The organism is Flavobacterium rhizophilum (genome assembly GCF_046000485.1).
GTDB classification, from domain to species: domain Bacteria; phylum Bacteroidota; class Bacteroidia; order Flavobacteriales; family Flavobacteriaceae; genus Flavobacterium; species Flavobacterium rhizophilum.
This window is the reverse complement of sequence record NZ_JBELQB010000001.1, coordinates 136,855-162,640: the sequence shown is the minus strand read 5'-3', so window position 1 is coordinate 162,640 and position 25,786 is coordinate 136,855. Positions and strand designations below refer to the sequence as shown.

Below are 25,786 nucleotides of genomic sequence, written 5' to 3'. Positions count from 1 at the left end.
CATATAACAAAGGTAAAATAATTATTTCTGTAAAAGTTAAAAATATAAAAGCAGTAATAAACACTATTGTTTTTTGTGGTAAATAATAAAACAGTTACTAATTTTGGTAGCATGATACATGAAAACCTACTGCTCATCCTGGTACTTTTTTTTACCATGGCAATTTTATATCTGTTAAGCCAGAAATTAAAAATTTCATATCCTATCTTTCTTGTAATTGGCGGCTTGGCAATCAGCTTTATACCTGCTATGCCCGATATAAAAATAGAACCTGAAATGGTATTTCTGTTATTCCTTCCGCCATTACTTTTTGAGGCAGCCTGGTATACCTCATGGCAGCAGTTTTGGAAATGGCGACGCTCTATAATGATTATGGGGTTTGGACTTGTATTGGCAACATCGCTTGGAGTAGCATTGGTATCTGTAGCTATAATTCCGTTTTTTACTCCAGCATTAGGGTTTTTACTTGGCGGAATTATTTCTCCGCCCGATGCTGTTGCGGCCAATTCGGTTTTAAAGGGAATGAGCGTACCTAAAAGAGGATTGTCTATACTGGAAGGGGAGAGTTTAGTTAATGATGCAGCATCACTTACGGTATTTAGGTTTGCACTGGCTGCAGTACTTACAGGACAGTTTGTACTTAAAGAAGCTGCTATAGATTTCTTTTCGCTTGCTGTAATGGGGGTATTTGTAGGATTAGTTATTGCGCATATACTATATCTTATATTACGTTACTGGGTAAAATCATCAAGCATTACAACACCAATAACACTCATAGCTCCTTATTTAATGTATATAGTTGCCGAACAGTTTGAATGGAGTGGTGTACTTGCTGTGGTAAGCGGCGGGTTATTCCTTTCGTTTAGGTCGCACGATTTTCTTAATTACCATACACGAATACAGGCTACAGAGGTTTGGGCTACTGTTGGTTTCCTGTTAAACGGATTTGTATTTATACTCATTGGGTTACAGTTACCATCAATTGTAGACGGTATTAAAGACCAATATACTCTACAAGATGCTATTTACTATTCACTTATAATTACCTTATTGGTTATTGTATTGCGAATTGTTTTGGTATACGGCTCGGCATTTATACCAAGGTTATTATCTAAAAGAATACGCCAGAAAGAAAAACCTCCCGGACTCAAATTGCCTTTCATGGTAGGATGGGCAGGGATGAGAGGCGTAGTTTCCCTAGCTTCAGCCTTAGCGATACCTTTAACCTTAGATAATGGTGAACCTTTCCCACACAGAAACCTTATATTATTTATCACTTTTGTAGTAATACTGATTACTCTGGTTTTCCAGGGACTAACATTACCTTTTATTATTAAGCTACTTAAGTTAAAAGTAGAAGAAGTTGATGATTTTATACCACTGGATGATCAGATTGAAGAGATTAGATTACGACTGGCAAAGGATTCGGTAGCTTATTTGGATGACAGATATGCCGAAGAAATGGATGAGTTTGAAACCATATTAAGGATTAAAGAACAGCTTTTACGAAGTATTGAAGCTACTGAAAAAACTATGGAAGAGGAGGGGAAAAGAGAAGCGTTATCATCTGTAAGGAAATTGTATCGTAATATAATGATAGAGCTTATTGCGTTAAGAAGAGAAGGTTTGCATAAACTGAAACTTGAAAAAAAATATGATGATGAAGTGTTACGCATATTGGAACACAATCTTGATTTGGAAGAAGCACGTTTAAACAGACATTGATTAAACTAAAACGTTTGAAATTTTCAAATTATAACATTTGACTCTTGTATTGTTATTTTTTATACATTTGAAGAGTCAATTCAAAACCACTTATGATTACCAGTACACTACAATTCGACAGGAAAAATTTATCCGATCAAATATTACTTGATTTATATAAAAAGTTATTAAAGCCCAGAATGATAGAGGAGAAGATGCTTATTCTTATCCGTCAGGGCAAAGTATCAAAATGGTTTTCCGGTATAGGGCAGGAAGCAATTTCTGTTGGGGTAACCGCCGTACTTCATAAAGATGAGTATATTCTTCCTATGCACCGTAACCTAGGTGTATTTACAGGAAGGGATATACCCTTATACAGACTGTTTTCACAATGGCAGGGTAAAGCTAATGGTTTTACCAAAGGTCGTGACAGGTCGTTTCATTTTGGTACACAGGAATATAAAATTATTGGAATGATATCACATTTAGGTCCGCAATTGGGTGTGGCCGACGGTATAGCCCTTGCCAATAAACTTAAAGACAATGGTAAAGTAACTGCCGTATTTACAGGGGAAGGAGCTACTAGTGAAGGAGATTTTCATGAGGCGCTTAATATAGCTGCTGTATGGGATTTACCGGTACTTTTTGTTGTTGAAAATAACGGTTACGGATTATCTACACCAACCAATGAGCAGTACAGATGTGAGAATATTGCCGATAAGGGTGTTGGGTATGGTATAGAATCTCACATTATTGACGGTAACAACATACTTGAGGTTTATAATAAATTAAACGAAATAGTTGATTCTGTTAGAGAAAATCCACGTCCGGTTTTACTGGAGTTCAAAACATTCAGAATGCGTGGGCATGAAGAGGCGAGTGGTACAAAGTATGTCCCTCAGGAATTGATGGACATGTGGGCTATTAAAGATCCGGTAGATAATTATAAAAATTACCTTAAAGAAGAAGGTCTTCTTAATGATGAGGAAGATGAAGCTATAAGAGCCGAACTTAAAAAAGAAATTGATGAAAATTATCAGTTAGCCTCTAATGAAGAACCTATAGAAGCTCTATTAAGTGAAGAATTAAATGATGTTTACAAAGAATTTATATATCAAGAAGTTAACTCAAATAATGAAGTTGACAATGTAAGGATGATTGACGCAATTTCGCAGGGATTAAAACAGTCTTTAGTACGTCATGAAAACCTTGTGATAATGGGGCAGGATATTGCTGAATATGGTGGAGCATTCAAAATTACAGATGGCTTTGTAAACGAGTTTGGTAAAGACAGAGTCAGGAATACACCTATATGTGAATCGGCTATTGTTTCTGCTGGTATGGGACTTTCCATTAACGGATACAAGTCGGTTATTGAAATGCAGTTTGCCGATTTTGTTTCTACAGGATTCAACCCAATTGTAAACTATTTAGCAAAAGTACATTACAGATGGCAGGAAAATGCCGATGTTGTAGTACGAATGCCTTGTGGAGCAGGTGTACAGGCAGGACCATTTCACTCACAAACAAATGAGGCTTGGTTTACCAAAACACCAGGATTAAAAGTGGTTTATCCGGCATTCCCTTATGATGCTAAAGGTTTACTGGCTACTGCTATAAATGACCCTAATCCGGTTATGTTCTTTGAGCATAAAGCCTTATACAGAAGTATTTATCAGGATGTTCCTAAAGATTATTATACATTACCGTTTGGTAAAGCGTCATTACTTAAAGAAGGAAATGATGTTACGATTATATCTTTTGGTAGTGGTGTTCACTGGGCTTTAGAAGTTTTAGAAAAGAACACTGATATAAAAGCCGATTTGCTGGATTTAAGAACGTTACAACCATTAGACACCGAAGCTATTTATAATTCGGTTAAAAAAACAGGTAAAGCAATTATACTTCAGGAGGATACAATTTTTGGAGGAATTGCCAGTGATATATCAGCAATGATAATGGAAAACTGTTTTGAACATCTTGATGCACCGGTTAAACGTGTTGGTAGTATTGAAACAGCAATTCCGTTTACAAAAGCACTTGAAGATCAATATTTACCAAAAAACAGATTTGAGTCTGAATTACTACAGTTGGTAAATTATTAAAAATAAAAAAACCTCTGCCAATTTATTTTCCCTAAAATACGGCAGAGGTAAAATTTAACTAATGCTATATTTTAAATTAGTACTACAAATCAAATATGATTTTAAAAAAGACTAGTTACGGCTATTAGATAAGAGATTTTATAATTGCTTTACAACAAGTTTTTATATAGTATTTAAAGGAATGAAATCGACTAACTGTTCGTTTTTTTAAAAACAACATATTTGAAATATAATATACATTATGTAAAATAATAACTAAGTCTAGCCTATTAAAAGCTCTTTAAATAAAAAACTCCGCCTGTATTAAGCGGAGTTTTGATGAAGTAAAATTCTGTATTATTTTACACTGATTGGAATTTCAAGATATTCCCAAGTTAAAGTTACATTGTTACTGTTAACACTGTACTCTAAGCTTTCAGTTAAATTTGTTTTCTTTTTAGGCTTAACTGTTACACGGAGCTGATCTTGTGAAGAATCATATTTTGAAGCAGCCATGCTTCTGTCTTTACCAAAAATGATTGTAAAGTTTCCTTCTTCAGGAATTATGTAAAAAGAATATTTACCTGCAGGAAGTTTTTTTCCTTCAACAGTAACTTCTCTGTCAACAGCAAATACTGTTGGAGCATTTGCACCTGCTCTCCATACCTGACCGTAAGGAACAAGTCCGCCCCATATTTCTCTTCCTCTTACAGACGGGCTGCTGTAAATAATATTGATGTTAGCCTCATTTATTTTCCCGTATGCTGATGCTGCCGGACTTAATGGTTTTTTATCCTGAGCACTGGCTAAAACTGTAAAAAATACAGTAAACAATACGGTTGCAATTTTTTTAGAAATTTTCATGTTCACTAGTTTTGAAAGTTAATCCTGTAAATTTAATAACATTAATTAAATGATGAATTTTATTTTTAGTTTATTTTAAGGTTTTTGCGTATTTTTTTAACAAACAATTGATTTATAAGATTGTAATTTCTTTGCAACGAATGTTAAAAAGTAGTATTTTTAATTACTAAATCGCCTTTTTATGAAAAATCCTGTTGCTGAGAATGTTGCTAAATTTTTAAAGCACTTCCCCCCTTTCAGTAGTATGACTTTTGAGGAATTGTTTAGTATAGCTAATCTATCTAAAATAATTTATCTCGAAAAGAATCAGATACTATTTAAAGGTGGTGAGGAAACGCATGAAAATTTTTATGTAGTTAAGAGTGGTGCTGTTGGTTTATCATTAACCTCAGACGCTGAAGAGACTTTAGTGGATAAATGCGACGAAGGCGATATATTGGGATTAAGACCTTTTTTTGCTAAAAATCATTATTTAATGACGGCAAAAGCACGGGAAGACTCAATTATATGCTCTGTACCTATAGCAGTATTTGAGCCTTACATCACAGAAAATAAGGAGGTTTTAAAATTTCTTCTTCAAAGTTTTGCTTCTCATACACGTAATCCTTATGATAAGGAACACAGCGGAAAACTGATTTCGGAAAACATGATATTTGCTGAACATACTACAGATATACAGTATTTTCAGCCTATAAAATATACTAAAAACCCAATAACAGCTAATCTGGATGATGTTGTTATGTATATAGCTAAAACCATGTCAACCAGCTCTATAGGTAGCGTTATCATACAAAAAGACCAATTACCTATAGGTATAGTGACCGACAGGGATTTACGTTCTAAAATAGCTACAGGACTTTTCCCTATAACAATTACAGCCGATAAGATAATGACAGCCCCCGTTATCACTGTACCGGAAAATATTTCTGTAGCTGAAGCACAAATGCTTATGCTCAAGTATAATGTTGGTCATTTGTGTGTTACAAAAGACGGTACAGATAAATCTCAGGTAACAGGTATCATATCAGAACATGATGTAGTTGCTGCACAGGCCAATACTCCAGGGATGTTATTAAAACAAACCCGTCGTGCTTTTGATGCCAAAGAGCTAAAAGTTGTTCGTGACAGAATGACTGAACTGATACAAAATTCCATAGATAAAAATATACCGGTATCTCATATAACTAATATAGTCGCCGAAATAAATATTGCAATTACCAGAAGAGCTATTGAACTTGCTATTGAAGAGATGGGAGTCCCTGCTCCTGCCCGTTTTGTTTGGTTAAACATAGGTAGCCAGGGACGTAAAGAGCAGCTATTATTAACAGATCAGGATAACGCTCTTATTTTTGAAGACATAGATTCTAATGAATATGAAACGGTTAAGAGTTATTTTCTTGTTCTTGCCGATAAGGTTGTACGAATGCTTAGCAATGTAGGGTATGAAATGTCTCCCGATGATGTTATGGCCAATAATCCAAAATGGTGTAAATCAGTAACCGACTGGATTAAACAGTACAATATTTGGATCAATTCACCTGAAGAGAAAACCGTTCAGTTGAGCTCACTATTTTTTGATATGGACTTTTTATACGGAACCCCTGAAATAGAACAGGTTATTACAAATAATATTGAGAAAAGCATGCAACAGAATAAGAAGTTTTTTGCTTATCTTGCGGCTGATGCATTAAAAAATCCGGCACCTCTGGGCTTCTTTAGGCAGTTTTTGGTGGAAAATGACGGAGAGCACAAGGATACTTTTGATATTAAAAATAGGGCTTTGGAGCCTCTAGGTGATGCAGCCAGGGTATTAGCTCTTAGTCATAACCTTGTAGATTTTACCGGAACGTATCAGCGATTTAAAAAACTGGCCGAACTGGAACCTGAAAATGAGGAGCTATATACTAATTGTGCTGACGCTTTTAATGTATTAATGCGCTTTAGGACGGAAGAAGGTTTAATAAGTAATTCTGACGGAAGGTATCTTAACCTAAAAGAGTTATCAAAGTCCGATAGACTTAAGCTTAAAAATTGCTTTCAGCCTATAAATGAAATACATGATCTTTTAAAAAACCGTTTTTCTCTTACATATATCAACTAATATAATATGGCATTAGACTGGCTGATAGGAACTAATTTACCTCAATTTTGGAAAAACTACCTTGCTCATTTTGAGAAGGATGAAAATCAGGAAGTACATAAACGTTATGTGGTTTTTGATATGGAAACCAGCGGACTCAACTGGAAAGATGATGTTATTCTCTCCATTGGTGCTATTGGTATAAACGATAATGCCATTGAGATTGGTGATTTTTTTGAGATTTTTATAAAACAGGAAAAATTCAATTCACATTCGGTAGCGTTTAGCAGTGTTGTTAAGGATGATGATGAAAAGTTTGTAGAAGCTGAGGCTATTATACAATTCCTTAATTTTATAAAAGATGCCACACTTGTTAGTCATAATATAAACCTTGATTTAGAAATGATTAATCAGGCATTAAAAAGACTTGAATTAGGCCGACTTAAAAATACATTTATGGATACCAACGCTCTTTTTCAAAGATGGCAGCACCATGTACAGGATACTCAGGTAAGTCTTGATGAAGTATGTGATGCCCTAAAAATAAAAAAGAGCGATAGGTTAACAGCATCAGGTAATGCGTATACTACCGCTCTGGTATTTTTAAAGCTAAAGTCTAAGCTTGGAATTTAATTATCTTTTATAAAAAATATAATCGGTAACTAATGGAGTAATGCCATACTCTTTACAATCGGTAGCTATTTGTCCTCTGTGATAAGTGGAGTGGTTAACTATATGAAACAACATATCTTTAACAGTGTTGGTATATCTATCCCCTTTTGAATTTTTATAGGTTAACATTTTTGAAAAGTCATATGACTCAAGTATTTCAATTGAGGTATTGTAATTGGTTTTGTTTATATGCTTGAGTTCATTTAAATCTCTCATTGCCCAAACAGTAGTTTTACATGGCTTTTCCTCTATCCGGTGATTCCAAATTTCATGAGCATTAATGGTATGATTTATAAGCTTTAATGACTTTTCTGGTAAAGTAACATCAGAAGACAAAAGAGCATTTATTACCATTTCATTAAAATGAAAAGTATATTCAAACATCTCTTTAAAAAAATCTTTCATAATCAGTTTTTACGATTGATAGAAAAATAGTTTCCAAGAAACTGAAAAGCAAGAAAACCGAAAAAGTATATTATAGCTATATTATCGGGCACTATGTGATTTACAAAAGTTTGGAATACAACATAACCTCCCAGTAAGAACATTATAATATTGTAGCCAACAAATATATTTCTGGGTTGATTGAATATTTTACCAACCGGAATCATCATGGTAAAAGTAAATATGGCGAGTATTAAAAAAGCCTGATCTTTACTTATAAAATAACCTATAACACTTAGTATTGACGTTCCTAAAAATATACCAACAAGTGACGATGACATTTTTTCCTCCCTGCTAAGAAGATGTTTACCATAATAATTAAGACGTAGAAATAAATTACTTACAGGCCCTATTATCCAGGTAGAAAAAGCAAATAAAGCCAATAGTACTATTATTGGTATAAGGAATGGTCTTAATGTTTCGTTATTTGACGCTATACGTTGTAGAAATTTTGTCCCAAAATAAAAACCTAAAATAACACCCCATTGATATTTAGAGGTAAGATTTGACATCCAGAAAGAATACTTTAAAAACAATCTGTAAAAAACAAATCTTGCTTTAAGCGCTTCAACCATACCGGCTTGGGCAAAACTGTTGTCAGGATCATTTTTTAAAGCTTCACTAAAATGCTCTAATGCCTTTTTCTTATCTCCTTTTTCCAGCAATCCCCATCCGTAATTTGCATGTGTGTGTGGGTTGTTAGGATTTTCGTGTAAAGCCTCTTCAATAGTTCTGAAAGACTCATCTTTATTATTTAATTTTAGCAAGGCAGTACTCCTCATGTTTAATGCAAATACATTATCGGGAGCTAAACTTAAAGCCCTGTCGGCTGCATCAAGTGCATCCTGAAATTTCTTTTGAGCCAATAATATATTCGACAGTATAACATAATTATTCTCATCTTCAGGAAGTAAGCTTATAGCTGTATTAGCATATTTCTCGGCTTCCCTGTATTCATCTTTATAAAGATAAATCCTTGATTTTAGATAAAAAAGTGAACTCTCATCAGGACTTAAAGCAATAGCATTATTAACTAACTCTTCTGCTTTATCATATTTTTTTTGCTGAAAATTTGCTTCACTTAACAGCGTAAGCGTATCAATATCGTTAGGATTTTGAGTAAGTAATTGTCCTAAAATATTTTCTGCTTCACTATACCTTCCCTGCTGTAATAATAGCGCTGCTTTTTGAATTAAACCGTCGGTTATCATTTTTTAATTTTTAAGTAAGATAAAACATCATCATACAGCCCTGATTCATTAGCATATAAAGCAAAGTTTCTGGCAGATACAAACCACTCTTTAGTACTGGCTTTATGGACTTTAATAGCCTTACTTATATCTTTATCTTTAATAGGTTCGGGGATTCCTGTTTTAAAAGACTCCTCCAGTTTACTTTCAATAGATATATCTATAACAGCCTCAATATCTGCCCCCGAATAATCGGGAGTTGATTTTGCGAGTTTTTTATAACTAATATTTTCTTTAGGTTTATCCTTCAGTTTAATTTCAAAAATAGATTCTCTGGCTTCCTCATCCGGAGGAGGTATAAAAATTATTCTGTCAAACCTACCCGGTCTTCTAAAAGCCGGATCCAGGTGCCACGGTGCATTTGTAGCTCCAAGTACAAGTATCCCATCGTTATCAGACTCTATACCGTCTAATTCCTGTAAAAACTGATTTATTAAGTGCCTTGAACCCGAGTTTTTCATATCACTCCTACTGGCTCCAAGAGCATCTATTTCATCAAAAAATAGCACACAGGGTTTATTTTGTCGGGCAACTTGAAAAATTTCATGCAGATTTTTCTCACTGTTACCAATCCACATATCTAATATATCATTAAGCCCTACACTAATAAAATTAGCCTTAATTTCACCTGCGGTAGCCTTTGCTATATAGGTTTTACCACACCCGGGAGGACCATATAACAAAATTCCTCCACCTGTTTTTTTACCATAAGCCTTATACAAATCGGCGTGGTTAAGCGGATGAATGATTTTAAGTTCAATTTCCTTCTTTATTTTATCCATCCCTCCTACATCCTTAAAGCTTATAGTAGGTTTAGTTAAAAATTTATGGAAGTCAGACTCTTCATCAATTTCATCTTCAGTAATCTGTATGTTCCCTGCACGCAGTTCGGCATCAAGTTCTTCATCTCTAAAAGCAGGCACAAGTTCCAGTACATGCTTATAGGTTTCTCTTGCCTGTGCATGCATGTCTTCTTTTAAAAGTGTTTTGGCATACAATACAAGTAGGTTAACGTTATCTGGGTATAACCTTAATGAATCTTCAAGTATAACACTACAGGTAGCATATTGTTTTTGCTTGTAATAGGTAGTAGCAAGACCCAAACGTATTACCGAATTGTCCTGCATTCCTAAAAGTTCTTTATACTCCTTCTCGGCTTCTTCAAAACGGTTAAGCGCCAAAAGGCTTTCGGCTAAATGTATTTTTAAAGGGATATTATCGGGTGAATATTTTAAGGCCTCCCTTAAATTATTTATAGTGGAATCATCCATACTTATTACTCTATCTTTTTACTCTATTCTATGTAGCTTAAAAGTAAGCTAAAAAGAATAACACAAATCAATTATTTTAAATTTAATATTGGCATCCCCGTTCTAAAACAAGAATCTTTCTAAATTTCTCATATTTAACGAGAACCATTTTTTCGATAGATTCACTGTTTTTAACAATATAGGTTTGCCTGAATAAACCGCTTGGTAAATCTTTACCCGATGCCCAACAAAAATACGGAATGGTACCCGGTGTTATATTAGGCAGGTGGAAATCGGTACTTTTTTGAATTATAAAGTGCCTCTCTCCTATTTCCTCTTCGGCTTTTTTATCTACAGTCCTTATTACATAATGCTGCAGCGTATCTTTTTTTATTATAGTATCGTTAAGCTTTTGAAAATCAAAGCTCACTACGGCATTTTTAGCCGATGTCAAATCCTGTTTCTCTGTAGAAGAACAATTTACAATAAGGTCTTCCTCATCAAAAAAATGGGTTTTATCCATTTTCAAAACGGCTTTTTGTCCGGAAGCATGCAGGAATGTTAATGTTACCTGTTTGCCTTTATCCAGTACCGAGAGTATGTAACTATTATCTTTTGAGTTGGAAAATTCAAAAGTTTTCTCGGCATCAGCCTTTTCAGTTTTAATGAATTGATACTCTGTAAAGGTATCAAACTCATATCGCTGCCCAAATCCGTTGAAGGATATAAGCAGCAATAGCAATAAAAAGTGTTTGTTCATTAGTTTGGTTGGTGGTTGTTTAGTTTTTTAGTTGGATTTGTGTTATTCTATATTCTTTCTTTTTTTATTTCATCTACAATTTCAGGGTTTAGTAATGTGGTAGTATCGCCGAAGTTAGTGAAGTCACCTTCAGCAATTTTTCTTAGTATACGTCTCATAATCTTACCAGATCGCGTTTTAGGTAAACCTGAAACGAATTGGATTTTATCCAGTTTAGCAATTGGACCAATGTGGCTTGATATATGTTCGTTAATCTCTTTTCGCAGGTTATCCCTGTTTCTGTCTTCACCTGATTCTTTAAGGGTAATAAAGCCATAAAGAGCATTACCTTTAACATCGTGAGGGAATCCAACAATAGCCGATTCTGCCACTGCAGGATGTTCGTTAATAGCATCCTCAATAGGTGCTGTACCAAGATTGTGACCTGAAACGATAACAACATCATCTACCCTACCTGTAATTCGGTAATACCCCACTTCGTCACGAAGAGCACCATCTCCCGTAAAGTATTTACCTGGGAAAGCTGTAAAATAAGTTTCTTTAAATCGCTGATGATCTCCCCAAATGGTTCTTGCCATACCCGGCCAGGGGAATTTAATACATAGACTACCCACTACCTGATTATCTTCAATCTCATTACGTCTTTCATCCATAAGTACGGGTTGTACTCCTGGCAACGGTAATGTGGCATAGGTAGGTTTTGTTGGGGTTACAAAAGGTATAGGTGAAATCATGATACCACCTGTTTCTGTTTGCCACCATGTATCTACTATAGGAGATTTTTTCTTTCCTACATGGTCATTATACCAGTGCCAGGCTTCTTCATTTATAGGTTCTCCTACAGAACCGATAACCTTAAGGGATGACAAATTATATTTATTTACCCATTCCCAATTCTCTTTTGCCAATGAACGGATAGCTGTTGGCGCTGTATAGAACTGTGTTACTTTATGCTTGTCTATAATCTCCCAAAAGCGTCCGAAATCAGGATATGAAGGTACTCCTTCAAATATAACAGTAGTAGCTCCATTTAATAACGGACCGTATACTATATATGAGTGTCCGGTAATCCAACCAATATCGGCAGTACACCAGTACACATCATTTTCTTCATAATTAAATATATTCTTGAAAGTATAAGCAGAATAAACCATATACCCTGCAGTAGTATGCATCATACCTTTTGGCTTACCGGTAGAACCCGATGTATACAGGATAAATAAAGGATCTTCTGCATCCATTATTTCTGCAACATTATTTGCAGGGGCATTGTCAAGAAGAGGCTGTAACCAGTAATCCCTACCCTCTTTCATGTTAATCTTACTATTAGTACGTTTAACAACCAATGTTTTTTCTACACAAGGACATTTTTCAAGAGCTTCATCAATAATACCTTTTAAATCGATGGTTTTGTTTCCTCTAAAACCACCATCTGAGGTTACTACCAGTTTACATTGTAAATCAAGTACTCTTGATGTTACTGCCGAAGCAGAGAAACCTGCAAAAATTACAGAGTGAACAGCACCAATACGTGCACAGGCCAGTATTGTAATAGCAAGTTCAGGAATCATAGGTAGATATACACATACTCTATCCCCTTTTTTGACCCCCTGCTCACGCAGTACATTTGCCATTTTTGTAACCCTTTCATAAAGTTCATTATAGGTTATATGCTGTGCTTCCTCATCAGGATTGTTAGGCTCAAATATAATGGCTGTTTTGGTGCCTCTTTTGGCTAAATGCCTGTCTATACAGTTTTTAGTAATGTTAACCTTTGCATTAAGAAACCATTTAACTTCCGCTTCCTGCATATCAAACTCTACAACCTTATCCCATTTTTGGTACCATGTAAAGTTTTCGTCGGCAATTTTATCCCAAAATTTTCGTGGTTCTCTTATAGACTTGTTATAGTGTTTAAAGTATTGTTCCAGACTTTTTATCTGATAGTAACTCATTTTTCTTGCGGTTTAGGTTAATAAGTGTCATATCGACACTAACAAAAATACAATAATAAGATTATTGCCCTATGGCTTTTTAAATATTTTCCTTCATTTTTTTGATAAAGCAAAAAATATATTTTTAAGTTGATATTTTTATATACTATATAATTTTAAATATATTTTTTTAAGAAATATGTAAATTATAAATTTGCTGTTAATCAGTAAAATAATAACCTAATAAAACGTAAATATTAGATATTTTTATATAAAATATGTTTTTATAACACAAATCTGTAAAATTTGATAATAATTTTTTCTTTTATTTGCAGTAAATATTACACTTCTAATGATAATTGATCCTTTAAATATAACCCAAAGCGAAGTTTATAAAATACTAAGCGGATCGGTAATACCAAGACCTATCGGCTGGGTTTCCACAATAAGTGAAAACGGTGTTCCAAATCTGGCGCCTTTCTCCTTTTTTAATGTTGTAGGTGAAGATCCGCCACATGTGATGTTTTCTACAGTAAGACCCGGAAACTCTAATAAGGACACCTTAAATAATGTATTGACTACAAAACAGTTTGTGGTTAATATGGCTACAGAAGACCTGGCAGAAGCTGTAAACAACAGTTCGGCTACGCTACCGCCTGATGTAAATGAATTTGATTATGCAGGAGTGACACAGGCTCACTGTTCTAAAGTTAAAGCTCCTAGGGTACTGGAAAGCCCTATAAGTTTTGAATGCGAACTAGTGCATCATTACTCACTTGAAGACCACAAACATGGTGGTGCTACCATTATGATAGGTCGTGTAGTGATGTTTCATATAGATGAAAGCGTAATGCTTGATAATTACAAGATTAACCAGGAGATATACAGGCCTATTGCCCGACTGGCAGGCTCTAACTATGCAAAACTGGGAGAGATATTCTCAATAAAAAGACCTCAATAATGAAAATAACAGTTGTAGGCGGTGGCCCCGGAGGCTTATATTTTTCGATACTTACAAAAAAGGCAATCCCTGATTGTGATATAACAGTATATGAACGTAACAAGGCAGATGATGCTTTTGGTTTTGGAGTGGTATTTTCGGACGAAACCCTTAGTGAATTCCTTACCCGCGATCCAAAATCGTATGATTTGATCAGAAACCGTTTTGCTTACTGGGACGAACTTGATGTAGCCAGAAACGGAGAAAAAGTACGTATTACAGGAAACGGTTTTTGTGGTTGTTCCCGTAAAACATTATTACAGCTTTTACAGCAACGATGCCTTGAAGAAGGTGTTAACCTTAAATTTGAAGCCAATGTGGATGATATATCCCAGTTTAAGGATTCAGATATTATAGTGGCTGCCGATGGTATTAACAGTGCAATACGTGAGCAGTTTGCTGATGATTTCGGAACTGATATAGAACTGCAAAGCAATCGCTTTATATGGATGGGGTCTACAAAACCACTGGATGCTTTTACTTACTTCTTTAGAGAAACACCTCATGGTACTTTTGTAGCACATACCTATCAGTATGAAGAAGGAATGAGTACCTGGATTTTTGAAACGACTGATGAAACATGGAATAAAGCTGGTTTTAGTGTTACAGATGAGCAGGATACCATTAATAAAATATCAGAGATTTTTAAGGAAGAACTAGATGGTCATCCGCTAATAACTAACAGGTCACACTGGAGGCAGTTCCCTGTTATTACCAATAAAAAATGGAGCGCCGCTAATATTGTTTTACTCGGGGATTCAAAAGCTACGGCCCACTACTCTATCGGGTCGGGTACTAAACTGGCAATGGAGTGTGCTATAGCACTTGCCGATTCGGTAATAAAACATAAAACTGACATCAAAGCTGTTTTTGAGAACTATGAGAAATTACGCCGCAATCGTGTTGAAGTGATTCAGCATGCTGCTAATGTATCTCTGGAATGGTTCCAAAATATGGACAGGCATATACAGCATGACTTTATGCAGTTTGCCTTTAGTGTAATGACAAGGGCTAAAAAGGTAACTTTTGAAAATCTTGCACTACGTGATCCGTCTTTTCCTAAAAAAGTATTAGCAGAATTCAATACTAATGCAGGAAACGAAAACCTACTAACCTCTCCGGCTTTTACACCCTACAAATTAAGGAATGTAAAACTGGAAAACAGGATAGTTATGAGCCCAATGGAACAGTATTCTGCTGTTGACGGACTTGTTAACGACTGGCATCTTATGCACTATGGTTCAAGGGCTGTGGGTGGTATAGGACTTATTTTAACCGAAGCTACAGCTATTTCACCAACAGGTAGAATTACCCTTGGTTGTCCGGGTATATGGAACAATGAGCAGGTTGAAGCATGGGAGAGGGTAACTGATTTTATTCATTTAAACAGTTCTGCTAAAATTGGAATTCAAATAGGACATTCAGGAAGAAAAGGAGCTGTTAAGTTCCCTTGGGAAGGCAATAACGAACCCCTTGATAATGCATGGGGGCTCATGTCGGCCTCCCCTGTTCCATTTAATGATAAAATGGCTGTTCCGGCAGAAATGACTCAGGAGGATATGGACATCATAACTTCAGAGTTTGTTACAGCTACCCAAAATGCTGATAAGGCAGGGTTTGATATGATTGAGCTACAGGCACATCATGGTTTCCTTTTGGCTTCTTTCCTTTCACCTTTAACCAATACTCGTACAGATGAATTTGGCGGCAGTGTTGAAAACAGACTTAAGTTCCCTATAAAGGTATTTACAGAAATGAGAGCTGCTTTTAATAGTGGTAAACCTATGAGTGTACGTATTTCGGCCTGTGACTGGGCTGAAAACGGTATAACCGAAGCCGATGTAATCGCTGTTTCAAAAGCATTTAAAGATGCCGGAGCCGATATAATAAATGTATCTACAGGGTTAACAGTTGCAAATCAAAAACCGGTTGTGGGCAGGATGTGGCAAACACCATTCTCTGATCTGGTTAGGAATACAGTACATATACCTACCATTACAGCCGGATACATTCAGGATATAGACCAAATCAACACAATACTTTTAAACGGGCGAGCCGATTTGGTTGCTCTGGGTAAAACATTACTGTTAGACCCTTCTTTTGTAAGGAATGCACAGGCATACGAACAGCATAAAGCTGATAATCTGGAAGATTTAGGTATACCTAAACCCTACTCTTTTGCAACATCACACCTATATCCATACCGTGGAGGAGAACGTAAAATGCTCGAGGGTATGAAAAAGGCATTAAAACCATTAACGCATAAAAAGTAATTAAGCATTACAGCAATGAAACATTACGAAGATAATTTTGCACACGACCATTTACCTGTTGTCGAACTACAGGCACAATGCTTTACAGGACATCCTGATTTTGAGTTTCCTGAAGATTTGAATTGTGTAGAAAGACTGCTTGACAGACATATTACCGAAGGTAATGGCGATAAAATAGCTATTAGGACTTTTGATATGCAATGGACTTACAGGGACCTGTATGAAAAGTCAAACCAGATTGCGCATGTTTTGGTTGAAAATATGGGATTGGTTCCGGGTAACAGAGTACTTATAAGATCGGCAAATAATCCTATGTATGTTGCCTGCTGGTTTGCTGTGCTTAAAGCGGGTGGTATTGTGGTTGCGACTATGCCTTTACTTCGTGAAAAGGAACTCAGTGTAATGATTGAAAGTGCCGAAATATCTCATGCTTTTTGTGATTACCGCCTTGAAGATGAAATGATGGCAGTTAAGAGTCCGTTTCTGAAACAGGTTATTACTTTTGATGGTTCGGGACAAGGAGTTTCCAAGTTGGAAACACTAATGGCTCAACAACCAAAGGAATTTAGCAATTACAAATCAAAAGCTGACTCTCTTTCTATCATAGGTTTCACTTCGGGTACTACCGGAAAGCCAAAAATGACTTCACATTACCATAAGGATATATTACTGATATGTGAGGCATTCCCTAAATACTCTTTACAACCTACTCCAAATGATGTTTTTACGGGTAGCCCGCCACTTGGATTTACCTTTGGTTTGGGTGGTTTGGTTCTATTCCCTTTTTACTTTGGTGCATCTACATTTTTAATAGAGAAACCATCTCCTGACCTGCTTCTACAGGCTATTCAGGATTATAAGATAACAGTATGCTTTACAGCTCCTACTGCTTGGAGAATACTTACACAAAAGGCAAACGAATATGATATCTCGTCACTTAGAAAATGTGTTTCTGCCGGAGAAACCCTTCCTGCAAAGGTTTGGGAAGACTGGTATAACACAACCGGACTGAAAATTATAGATGGTATAGGTTCTACAGAAATACTTCATATCTTTATTTCATCTAATGAGGAGAACATGCGTGTCGGCGCTACGGGATTACCTATAAGAGGTTATGAAGCTATGATTGTAGATGAAGATGGAAATGAAGCTCCAAATGGTACTCCGGGAAGGCTTGCCGTGCGTGGTATAACCGGATGTAAATACCTTAATAACCCAGAGAAACAGCAGCAATATGTGCAAAACGGCTGGAATATTACCGGAGACATTTTTAAAAAGGATGATGACGGATATTTTTGGTTTGTGGCTCGTGGAGATGATATGATTATCTCTTCAGGGTATAATATATCGGCTATTGAGGTTGAAAACGTACTTATTACACACAGTGATGTGGCGGAGTGTGCCGTAGTGGGGTTACCGGATGAAAACAGAGGTATGCTGGTTTGTGCCTACCTTGTGTTAAAAGATAAAAATAAAGCCTGTAACGAACTTACCAAAGCCATACAGGATTGGTTTAAGGAAGTTGCAGCCCCTTATAAATACCCAAGAGAAATAAAATATGTCGATGTATTACCTAAAACAGAAACAGGAAAAATACAACGATTCAAATTAAAAAATACAGTTCAGGCATAAATGGAAAAAGCATTTATAAAGAAAGAGAAAGTACGTTTTCAGCATGTGGATTATGCAGGTATCGTTTTTTACCCGCGTTTTCTGGAAATGCTAAACTGCCTTGTGGAAGATTTTTATGAAGAGGCATTAGAGCTTCCCTTTAAAAACATACATAAAACAGGCGGCATACCTACTGTTGACCTAAAAATACAGTTTAAAAAAGCTGCACGTCTTGGCGATGAGCTTACTAAATACCTTTGGCTAAAAAATATTGGCGGGTCATCTATGGTCTGTGGATTTAAGTTTGAGCATGAAGATGGTTCTACCTGTCTTGAAGGTGAAGTTACACTTGTAAAAGTTGATTTCCTGAACGACAGAGGTGATATAAAAGCGAGTCCGTTTACAGATACTATGCGAACTGTATTGGAGAGATATAAATCAGAGAATTAATAATTCGGAATATAATGTTAGAATTACCAAAATTTAAAGCTGCTGCCGTACAGGCCGCTCCTGTTTTTCTTAATGTGGAAGCTACGGTAGACAAGGCTTGTTCTATTATTGCGGAAGCATCGGGTAACGGAGCGTCACTGGTTGCTTTTCCGGAAGTATTTGTTGCCGGCTACCCCTATTGGAACTGGATAATGACTCCTGTGCAGGGAAGTAAATGGTATGAAGTTTTATATAAAAACTCTATAGCTGTACCCGGACCTGAAGTAGCCAGAATTTGTGAAGCTGCAAAAGAACATAATTGCCACGTAGTTATTGGTGTAAATGAGCGCGGGCAAAGCCTTGGTGAATTATATAATACTAATCTTATAATAGATAACAAAGGTAATTTGGTAGGTAAACACAGGAAACTTGTCCCTACCTGGGCTGAAAAGCTTACCTGGACAGGAGGAGACGGCTCGTCTCTTAAAGTGTATAATACAGAAATAGGACCTATAGGTACATTGGCCTGTGGAGAAAATACCAATACATTAGCACGTTTTACACTGCTTACTCAGGGAGAACTTATACATATAGCCAATTATATTTCGCTACCTGTTGCCCCGCCTGATTATAATATGGCAGAAGCTATTAAGATAAGGGCAGCGGCACACTCATTTGAAGGGAAGCTGTTTACAATTGTATCCTGTTCTACCATTACTCAGGAAATAATGGACGTAATGAAAGAGGATGTTCCTAATGTGGAAGAACTCTTAACCAGAAAAAACAGTGCGTTCTCGGGTATCATTGGTCCTAATGGTGCGGTAATAGGAGAACCGCTTATTGATGATGAAGGTATTGTTTATGCTGATATTGATTTATCAAAGTGTATACAGCCGAAACAAATGCACGATATATTAGGACACTATAATCGCTTTGACATATTTGATCTAAAAGTAAATACTGCTCCTAAAAAGAATATAACTTTTACTGATAATCAGGAAGAATAAACATTCAACTTAAAAACTATATTAGTATGGATACAAAATACGATGACAGTGTACTGGGCCGTGCAAGAGTACAGGACACTCCGGAATTAGAAGCCTACTATGCCGAACTAAACAAACTTGGCGCCGGTGCTTTATGGACCGTAGCAAACGATATTGAACCATGGGAACCAAAACCTTCGTCGGTACCTATGTTATGGCGCTATGAGGATTTAAGAGAATTGGTTTTAAAATCATCTGAACTCGTAACTCCCGAACAGGCCGGAAGACGCGTGGTTTACCTTGTAAATGATAAACGTAGAGATGTAAGTGCTGCCGTAGGTTGGCTTTACACCGGTATTCAGGTAACAAGACCGGGAGAAAGTACCTCTGCTCACCGCCATAAGGCCTCTGCCCTTCGTTTTATTATGGAAGGTGAAGGTGGTTATACAGTTGTAGATGGTAATAAGATAATGCTGGAAGTTAACGATTTTGTTATCACCCCAAACAGTACGTGGCATGAGCACGGTGTTGAAGAAGGCGGAAAAACCTGTATTTGGCAGGACGGACTTGATATTCCGCTTGTAAATGCACTCGAAGCTAACGACTATGCCGTTCTTGATGGTAAACAACCACTTGAAAAACCGGTTAACTTCTCTCCGCTAACTTATGGAGGTGCAGGACTTGTACCAGCCGATCAGGAATGGAATAAGCCTTACTCTCCCCTTTTTAAATATTCATGGAAACAGGTATACCCTGCGCTACAGGAAGCTGCAAAAGTTAATGAGGGTTCACCTTATGATGGTGTACTGATGCATTATAGCAACCCTGTAACCGGAGGACATGTAATGCAGACAATGGGAGCATCTATACAAATGCTTTGCCCGGGAGAGCATACTAAAGCCCACAAACACACAGGCTCATTTGTATATCAGTGTGCTAAAGGAAAAGGTTACTCTATTATAGGCGGTAAGCGTTATGACTGGAAAGAAAGAGATATTTTCTGCGTACCTTCGTGGGTATATCACGAGCATGTAAACCTTTCTGAAACAGAAGATGCATGCCTGTTCTCGTTTAATGATTTACCTGTGATAGAATCACTGGGGTTATATCAGGAAAAAGCACATCCGGACGGTTTCCAGACAGTTGAATAATAATATTACAAACAAACAATAATGAAATTAGTTACTTACAGAATAAACCATACGGCATCAAGCCTTGGATTTATTGAAGATAATATGATAATTGATGCCGAAAAACTGGGGCATTTAAAACAGAGTCCGCTTCCTAACAATATGCTTGATTTTATTGATTTAGGTGAAAACGGAATAAAGCAGGCAGTTCGGTTATTAAATACTGCAACTAAAGAGGAACTGGAAGAATGTTCTATACCAATGGCAAACGCTACACTCCTTGCCCCTATACCAAGACCAAGGAAAAACATTTTTGGTATCGGGCTTAACTATACGGAACACGTGGCAGAATCGGCTCGTTCACTGGATACTTCAAAAGAACTTCCGCAACAACCTGTTATATTTACTAAGCCTACGACAGCCGTAACCGGACCTGAAACAGATATTATCCATAACCAGAAAGTAACCCAACAGCTGGATTATGAAGTAGAACTTGCTGTGATTTTAGGTAAAGGCGGAAAAAACATTGCTAAAGAAAATGCTCTTGATTGCGTTTATGGCTATACTATTATCAACGATATTAGTGCAAGAGACTGTCGTCGTGCAGGACAATGGATTGTATCTAAAGGTCAGGATACCTTTGCTCCTATGGGGCCTGTACTGGTAACTAAGGACGAGATAAAGGATCCGCACAATCTTAATCTTTCCCTTAAACTTAACGGAGTTGAAAAGCAAAACTCAAATACTAAATTCATGTTGTTTAATATAAACGATCTGATTCATGATTTGAGTACCGTGTTTACACTTGAAACCGGAGATATAATCGCTACGGGTACACCAGCTGGTGTTGGTGCAGGTAGAACTCCGCAGGAGTTTATGTGGCCAGGTGATGTGGTTGAGGCTACCGTTGAAGGAATTGGTACGCTTAAGAATACCATTGTAGACTCTGAAAGCTTATAATTAAAACTTAAAGTATAACTTTAAATAATGAGTAATAAAGTATATAGAATAGGTCAGATAGTTCCAAGTTCAAATGTAACTATGGAAACAGAAATACCTGCACTGTTACGTTCTCGTGAAACCATAGCGCCAGAACGTTTTACATTCCATTCCAGCAGAATGAGAATGAAAAAAGTAACAAAAGAAGAACTGGAAGCAATGGATGCCCAGAGCCTAAAATGTGCTCAGGAGCTATCTGATGCACGTGTAGATGTTATGGGATATGCCTGCCTTGTTGCTATTATGAGCATGGGGCGTGGTTACCACTGTGTTTCGGAAACCAACTTACACGAGGAAACCGTTAAAAATGATGCTCCTGCCCCCGTTGTTACAAGTGCCGGTGCCCTAATAAACGGACTAAAAGTATTAGGCGCTAAAAAAGTAGCGGTTATTACTCCTTATATGAAACGACTTACCGAAATGGTTGTTGATTATATTGAACACCAAGGGTTTGAAGTGGTTGATTACATAGCTCTTGAAATTCCGGATAACCTTGAGGTGGCTGCACAAAACCCTAAGAATCTTTTAGATATCTATAAAAGGCTTAATCTTGAAGGTGTAGATGTTATTGTAGCCTCTGCCTGTGTGCAAATGCCTTCTCTTGAGGCTATAGATGCTATTGAGAAAGAAAGCGGAATCCCTGTAACATCGGCAGCTGTATGCACTACATACGAAATGCTTAAAAAATTGGGATTAGATACCAAAGTACCTATGGGTGGTGCTTTATTAAGCGGGAAGTACTAAATTTTATCAGTATATTTGAAATTGATTCTCCCCTCCTAGTGAGGGGAATTTATTTTTAGGTATATGGAAGAAAAAAATATAAAAGTAATAACCTCGGAGATTTTATCTGATAACTGGGGAGAACTACGCAAAGTAAAATACGATTTTAAGCTACAGGATGGCAGTTGGCAGCAACAGGAGCGCGAAGTGTATAATCGCGGTAACGGGGCTGTAATACTTCTTTATAACAAAGAAAAAGGTACTGTGATACTTACACGCCAGTTACGTATACCTACCTGGTTTAACGGTAATGCAGACGGGATGATGATTGAAGCCTGTGCCGGGCTTTTGGATGAGAATGATCCGGAGGAATGCATTAAACGTGAAACGCAGGAAGAGACAGGTTATAAGATTACCGAAGTTAAAAAGATAATGGAGGTATATATGTCTCCGGGATCAGTAACCGAAATAATATATTTCTTCACAGGAGCCTATTCAGAAGATATGAAAATCAGTGAGGGAGGTGGTGTTGAAGGCGAACATGAAAATATTGAAGTACTTGAAATGCCGTTTTCAGAAGCTATTGAAATGATACAAAAAGGGGAAATAAAAGACGCTAAAACCATAATGTTGCTACAGTACGCACAAATTAACAGTTTGATGTAAAACATAATAACTTTAAACAAACAGCCGTGTTTAACATTTTTAAGCACGGCTGTTTTGTATTTTTACATATTCTTAATTTATACCATGAAACACTCCGGGTCAGCAGATTTACCATTACATAACGGACATGTACCCCTTTGGCTTTCCGAAAGGATGTCAAAACTGGGGCTATCCATTATGGAAACTATTGTGATGGAATTTTCAGCAGCCGAGGCTATAAATAAACTCTCTAATCCGTTTTGGTTTCAAAGCTTTGGTGCTGTTATGGGAATGGACTCGCATTCATCAGGAATAACAACTTCAGTTTTAGGCGCTTTAAAGCGTTCGGTAAATCCGCATGCTAAAGAGTTAGGAATTTATATTTGTGGCGGTAAAGGTAAGCGCTCCACTAAAACTCCGGAAGAATTGCTAGCTGTAGGCTACAAAACCGGACTGAACGGTTCTCAACTGGCCAATTTCAGTAAACTTGCTGCTAAGGTAGATAATACAGCTATACAGGACGGGTATCAGTTATACCAACATAACTTTATAGTGACTAATAAAGGAGACTGGTGCGTTATACAACAAGGAATGAACGACAGTAATGCTATGGCGCGTAGGTACCATTGGCATTCAAAAGACCTGCAATCATTTATTGATGAACCCCATACATTCATATATGGTAAAAATAAAGGAGAAATTTTAAACCTTACAGCCCATAATGCAGCTTCGGCAAGAGAAAAGTCATTAGTTATTGCAAATGAAAACCCTGAAAGAATACTAAAGGAAATAAATTATTTAGTTATGCCTAACCATCATGATGTGCGTATGAAAGACGTAAACATGAAACGTTTAGGCGCTATGCTTTGGGTAGCTAATGAAAATAAGCCTGAAGATTTTGAAAGCCTCCTTATGTTAAAAGGAATGGGGCCACGGTCATTACAATCATTAGCATTGGTAAGTGAAGTTATTTATGGTACCCCTACCCGATTTGAAGACCCTGCGCGTTTCTCTTTTGCTCATGGCGGAAAAGACGGACATCCGTTTCCCGTGCCTGTAAATACCTTTGATGAAACGATTAGCATCCTACAGACAGCTATTCAAAAAGCAAAAATAGGTAATAGTGATAAAATGCATGCTATTAGGAAGCTTTCTGAAATATCATGGGAGGCCGAGAAAGGCTTTAGTCCTAATAATAATTTTGACGCTTTAATTAAGAAAGAAAGGGATGAATCGTATAAATATGGAGGACGGACAGTTTTTGGAGAAGCACAGCCTCCTAAAAAAGATAAACCTTCTTCAGGAGGACAGCTGTCGTTATTTTAATCTTCTTCCATAGCATATTTCCTAAATAGCTTACCTATGTTGGCACTAAGGCGGGTTCTGTAATCCTCCATCAGCCATTCACGGTAATTTTTTGTAGTTCTTGTAAGTAGGTTGGAATATTGTTTAACCCTGTATTCAATATCAGGTTCAAGTAATTTGGCCAGTTTACGGGCTTCGGGTATAGTTTCACTATTTTCAACACACATTTGTGCATGCTGCATTATCGATTTATCAATAACCGATTTTGGCTTCATCTTTAACTCGGCTGCAACTTTAAACTCATCCTCCACATCAAATTCAACATCGTCAGAGTTAGGAAATTTATTCCTTATCTCCTCAGGCATAGTATAAACGTGAAGACTTTCTATTTCAGCATCGGTACGAATACTATCCAGGAATAATTCGGGATTTTTAAAAATATAATGCCAGTCTACAGGATCACTCCATAAACCGAATCGCTGTGCATTATTACCTAAATCGATTACAGTGAATGTATCTTTCCCCGGAAGTTTACGCGAACCACGCCCTATCATCTGGAAATACAATGTTAATGATCGTGTTGCCCTGTTAAGTATAATGGTTTCTACCGTAGGTTCGTCAAAACCGGTAGTTAGTATAGAAACCGATGTTAATATGGCATCAGGAGTATTTTTAAACCAACTTAATATCTTTTTACGTTCCAATTCTGGCGTCCTGTTATCAAGGTGTTTAATAGGTAATCCTGCAGCTTTAAAGGTTTCATATACATACAGAGATGTGTATATACCATTATTGAATATCAGTGTTTTTTTTCCTCTTGAACGATAATCATAAGCCTGAAGCAATAAGTCCTGCATAACGGCGCGAGAATACAATTCATCTGACGAAGCAACAGTATAATCACCATTAATACCCAGCTTTAAAGATGTAAGCTCAACATCATAATCATACATTGCTGCCTTAGCCAGATAACCTTTATCTATAAGTGACTGAATAGGTTCTCCCGTTATCAGTTCACTATAGGTTTCATACATAGGTAAATCGATGTTTGAACTTAGCGGAGTAGCTGTTACTCCCAAAAACAAAGACTTTTTGAAAAAAGAGAACAGTTTCCTAAACGAGTTATAGTGTGCCTCATCGACAATTACAAGGCCAACATCGTTCATGTGAAATTTTTTATCCTTAAGCCTGTTGTTTAAGGTTTCTACCATGGCTACATAGCACGAGTATTCGTTGTCATAAGGCAGTTCTTTTACGCTACTGTCTATAACGGTGTTTTTAACCCCAAAACTTTTAAGCATTTTTGAGGTTTGTTTACTAAGCTCAATTCTGTGCGTAAGTACTAATACCTTACGGTTATATTTTTCTAAGTATCTGCGTGCTATCTCAGAAAAGATTACAGTTTTCCCTCCACCTGTAGGTAACTGGTACAACAGATGGTAGTTATCAGGTTTACCTTCAAACTTTTCGAAAATCGTATCTATATCGTTTTTCTGATATTGGTACAGCTCTTTCCTGTCTACTTCCTTAACTTCTCTTTCCATACAGTTCGATAAATACCAAAAATAAGGTGGTTGGAGCCTTATTTTGTGTTTAAAAAATCTTAAACTTTTGCAATCCCTTAATTTAAGGAAACATTAGCA

The 25,786-nt window shown here is 36.7% G+C and carries 21 protein-coding genes; 14 read left to right on the top strand and 7 right to left on the bottom strand.

Annotated elements, in window-relative coordinates:
- The first annotated feature begins 111 nt into the window (after positions 1-111).
- On the top strand, positions 112-1,725 hold the full coding sequence (locus tag ABS768_RS00750) for a Na+/H+ antiporter (RefSeq protein ID WP_408072970.1): 1,614 nt from the start codon (positions 112-114) through the stop codon (positions 1,723-1,725).
- 92 nt (positions 1,726-1,817) lie between these two features.
- Positions 1,818-3,809, top strand: coding sequence for an alpha-ketoacid dehydrogenase subunit alpha/beta (locus tag ABS768_RS00745; protein ID WP_408072969.1), 1,992 nt, complete (start codon positions 1,818-1,820; stop codon positions 3,807-3,809).
- Between the two features lie 336 nt (positions 3,810-4,145).
- On the opposite strand, the gene ABS768_RS00740 is transcribed toward ABS768_RS00745, so the two are convergent.
- Positions 4,146-4,652 carry a DUF2911 domain-containing protein gene (locus ABS768_RS00740; RefSeq protein ID WP_330123214.1) on the bottom strand — a complete coding sequence of 169 codons (507 nt, stop codon included), beginning with the start codon at positions 4,650-4,652 and terminating at the stop codon, positions 4,146-4,148.
- Between the two features lie 181 nt (positions 4,653-4,833).
- Between ABS768_RS00740 and ABS768_RS00735 the strand changes: the two genes are divergently transcribed.
- Together ABS768_RS00735 and ABS768_RS00730 are read left to right on the top strand one after the other, a co-directional pair.
- Positions 4,834-6,753, top strand: coding sequence for a DUF294 nucleotidyltransferase-like domain-containing protein (locus tag ABS768_RS00735; RefSeq protein ID WP_408072967.1), 1,920 nt, complete (start codon positions 4,834-4,836; stop codon positions 6,751-6,753).
- 6 nt (positions 6,754-6,759) lie between these two features.
- Entirely contained in the window at positions 6,760-7,365 is a 606-nt protein-coding gene (locus ABS768_RS00730) for a 3'-5' exonuclease (protein ID WP_408072965.1), read from the top strand.
- Here ABS768_RS00730 and ABS768_RS00725 read toward each other — a convergent pair whose 3' ends face one another.
- The 5 genes from ABS768_RS00725 to acs all read right to left on the bottom strand — a co-directional run bounded on the left by ABS768_RS00725 (position 7,366) and on the right by acs (position 13,063).
- Positions 7,366-7,809: a DinB family protein gene (locus ABS768_RS00725; RefSeq protein WP_408072964.1), complete on the bottom strand. Its 444-nt coding sequence runs from the start codon at positions 7,807-7,809 to the stop codon at positions 7,366-7,368. It lies immediately after the preceding gene.
- 2 nt (positions 7,810-7,811) lie between these two features.
- Positions 7,812-9,059, bottom strand: a complete 1,248-nt coding sequence (locus ABS768_RS00720; protein WP_408072962.1) for a tetratricopeptide repeat protein — start codon at positions 9,057-9,059, stop codon at positions 7,812-7,814.
- Positions 9,056-10,369, bottom strand: coding sequence for an AAA family ATPase (locus ABS768_RS00715; protein ID WP_408072960.1), 1,314 nt, complete (start codon positions 10,367-10,369; stop codon positions 9,056-9,058). The genes ABS768_RS00720 and ABS768_RS00715 overlap by 4 nt, the downstream gene beginning before the upstream one ends.
- An 82-nt stretch (positions 10,370-10,451) precedes the next feature.
- Entirely contained in the window at positions 10,452-11,108 is a 657-nt protein-coding gene (locus tag ABS768_RS00710) for a hypothetical protein (protein WP_408072958.1), read from the bottom strand.
- A gap of 47 nt (positions 11,109-11,155) precedes the next feature.
- The gene (acs, locus tag ABS768_RS00705) at positions 11,156-13,063 is read right to left on the bottom strand and encodes an acetate--CoA ligase (protein WP_408072956.1); all 1,908 of its coding nucleotides are present in this window, start codon (positions 13,061-13,063) and stop codon (positions 11,156-11,158) included.
- Positions 13,064-13,394: 331 nt separating this feature from the next.
- Here acs and ABS768_RS00700 point away from each other — a divergent pair, with 331 nt between their 5' ends.
- The 10 genes from ABS768_RS00700 (at position 13,395) to ABS768_RS00655 (ending at position 24,164) form a co-directional block, all read left to right on the top strand.
- Positions 13,395-14,003: a flavin reductase family protein gene (locus tag ABS768_RS00700; protein WP_408072954.1), complete on the top strand. Its 609-nt coding sequence runs from the start codon at positions 13,395-13,397 to the stop codon at positions 14,001-14,003.
- Positions 14,003-16,315 (top strand): oxidoreductase, encoded by a 2,313-nt coding sequence (locus tag ABS768_RS00695; protein WP_408072952.1) that lies wholly within the window; start codon positions 14,003-14,005, stop codon positions 16,313-16,315. Before ABS768_RS00700 ends, ABS768_RS00695 begins: the two co-directional genes overlap by 1 nt.
- A gap of 15 nt (positions 16,316-16,330) precedes the next feature.
- Positions 16,331-17,947: an AMP-binding protein gene (locus tag ABS768_RS00690; protein ID WP_408072951.1), complete on the top strand. Its 1,617-nt coding sequence runs from the start codon at positions 16,331-16,333 to the stop codon at positions 17,945-17,947.
- Positions 17,948-18,376 (top strand): acyl-CoA thioesterase, encoded by a 429-nt coding sequence (locus ABS768_RS00685; RefSeq protein ID WP_408072949.1) that lies wholly within the window; start codon positions 17,948-17,950, stop codon positions 18,374-18,376. It abuts the gene before it with no gap.
- Positions 18,377-18,390: 14 nt separating this feature from the next.
- On the top strand, positions 18,391-19,362 hold the full coding sequence (locus tag ABS768_RS00680) for a carbon-nitrogen hydrolase family protein (protein WP_408072947.1): 972 nt from the start codon (positions 18,391-18,393) through the stop codon (positions 19,360-19,362).
- Positions 19,363-19,388: 26 nt separating this feature from the next.
- A complete protein-coding gene (locus ABS768_RS00675; protein ID WP_408072946.1) occupies positions 19,389-20,492 on the top strand; it encodes a cupin domain-containing protein in 1,104 nt (367 codons plus the stop codon).
- Between the two features lie 21 nt (positions 20,493-20,513).
- Entirely contained in the window at positions 20,514-21,431 is a 918-nt protein-coding gene (locus tag ABS768_RS00670; protein WP_408072945.1) for a fumarylacetoacetate hydrolase family protein, read from the top strand.
- Between the two features lie 27 nt (positions 21,432-21,458).
- Entirely contained in the window at positions 21,459-22,214 is a 756-nt protein-coding gene (locus ABS768_RS00665; protein ID WP_408072943.1) for a maleate cis-trans isomerase family protein, read from the top strand.
- Between the two features lie 63 nt (positions 22,215-22,277).
- Positions 22,278-22,859, top strand: a complete 582-nt coding sequence (gene nudK, locus ABS768_RS00660) for a GDP-mannose pyrophosphatase NudK (protein ID WP_408072941.1) — start codon at positions 22,278-22,280, stop codon at positions 22,857-22,859.
- An 84-nt stretch (positions 22,860-22,943) separates the two neighbouring features.
- Positions 22,944-24,164, top strand: a complete 1,221-nt coding sequence (locus ABS768_RS00655; RefSeq protein WP_408072940.1) for a DUF763 domain-containing protein — start codon at positions 22,944-22,946, stop codon at positions 24,162-24,164.
- Here the strand turns inward: ABS768_RS00655 and ABS768_RS00650 are convergent.
- Positions 24,161-25,687 (bottom strand): DEAD/DEAH box helicase, encoded by a 1,527-nt coding sequence (locus ABS768_RS00650; RefSeq protein WP_408072938.1) that lies wholly within the window; start codon positions 25,685-25,687, stop codon positions 24,161-24,163. The two genes, ABS768_RS00655 and ABS768_RS00650, sit on opposite strands and share 4 nt — an antisense overlap.
- Positions 25,688-25,786 lie beyond the last annotated feature (99 nt).

Excerpts from the sequence above, each read along its gene's own strand:
- ABS768_RS00750 (WP_408072970.1), top strand. The coding sequence starts at position 112 with ATGATACATGAAAACCTACTGCTCATCCTGGTACTTTTTTTTACCATG.
- ABS768_RS00745 (WP_408072969.1), top strand. The coding sequence starts at position 1,818 with ATGATTACCAGTACACTACAATTCGACAGGAAAAATTTATCCGATCAA.
- ABS768_RS00740 (WP_330123214.1), bottom strand. The coding sequence starts at position 4,652 with ATGAAAATTTCTAAAAAAATTGCAACCGTATTGTTTACTGTATTTTTT.
- ABS768_RS00735 (WP_408072967.1), top strand. The coding sequence starts at position 4,834 with ATGAAAAATCCTGTTGCTGAGAATGTTGCTAAATTTTTAAAGCACTTC.
- ABS768_RS00730 (WP_408072965.1), top strand. The coding sequence starts at position 6,760 with ATGGCATTAGACTGGCTGATAGGAACTAATTTACCTCAATTTTGGAAA.
- ABS768_RS00725 (WP_408072964.1), bottom strand. The coding sequence starts at position 7,809 with ATGAAAGATTTTTTTAAAGAGATGTTTGAATATACTTTTCATTTTAAT.
- ABS768_RS00720 (WP_408072962.1), bottom strand. The coding sequence starts at position 9,059 with ATGATAACCGACGGTTTAATTCAAAAAGCAGCGCTATTATTACAGCAG.
- ABS768_RS00715 (WP_408072960.1), bottom strand. The coding sequence starts at position 10,369 with ATGGATGATTCCACTATAAATAATTTAAGGGAGGCCTTAAAATATTCA.
- ABS768_RS00710 (WP_408072958.1), bottom strand. The coding sequence starts at position 11,108 with ATGAACAAACACTTTTTATTGCTATTGCTGCTTATATCCTTCAACGGA.
- acs (WP_408072956.1), bottom strand. The coding sequence starts at position 13,063 with ATGAGTTACTATCAGATAAAAAGTCTGGAACAATACTTTAAACACTAT.
- ABS768_RS00700 (WP_408072954.1), top strand. The coding sequence starts at position 13,395 with ATGATAATTGATCCTTTAAATATAACCCAAAGCGAAGTTTATAAAATA.
- ABS768_RS00695 (WP_408072952.1), top strand. The coding sequence starts at position 14,003 with ATGAAAATAACAGTTGTAGGCGGTGGCCCCGGAGGCTTATATTTTTCG.
- ABS768_RS00690 (WP_408072951.1), top strand. The coding sequence starts at position 16,331 with ATGAAACATTACGAAGATAATTTTGCACACGACCATTTACCTGTTGTC.
- ABS768_RS00685 (WP_408072949.1), top strand. The coding sequence starts at position 17,948 with ATGGAAAAAGCATTTATAAAGAAAGAGAAAGTACGTTTTCAGCATGTG.
- ABS768_RS00680 (WP_408072947.1), top strand. The coding sequence starts at position 18,391 with ATGTTAGAATTACCAAAATTTAAAGCTGCTGCCGTACAGGCCGCTCCT.
- ABS768_RS00675 (WP_408072946.1), top strand. The coding sequence starts at position 19,389 with ATGGATACAAAATACGATGACAGTGTACTGGGCCGTGCAAGAGTACAG.
- ABS768_RS00670 (WP_408072945.1), top strand. The coding sequence starts at position 20,514 with ATGAAATTAGTTACTTACAGAATAAACCATACGGCATCAAGCCTTGGA.
- ABS768_RS00665 (WP_408072943.1), top strand. The coding sequence starts at position 21,459 with ATGAGTAATAAAGTATATAGAATAGGTCAGATAGTTCCAAGTTCAAAT.
- nudK (WP_408072941.1), top strand. The coding sequence starts at position 22,278 with ATGGAAGAAAAAAATATAAAAGTAATAACCTCGGAGATTTTATCTGAT.
- ABS768_RS00655 (WP_408072940.1), top strand. The coding sequence starts at position 22,944 with ATGAAACACTCCGGGTCAGCAGATTTACCATTACATAACGGACATGTA.
- ABS768_RS00650 (WP_408072938.1), bottom strand. The coding sequence starts at position 25,687 with ATGGAAAGAGAAGTTAAGGAAGTAGACAGGAAAGAGCTGTACCAATAT.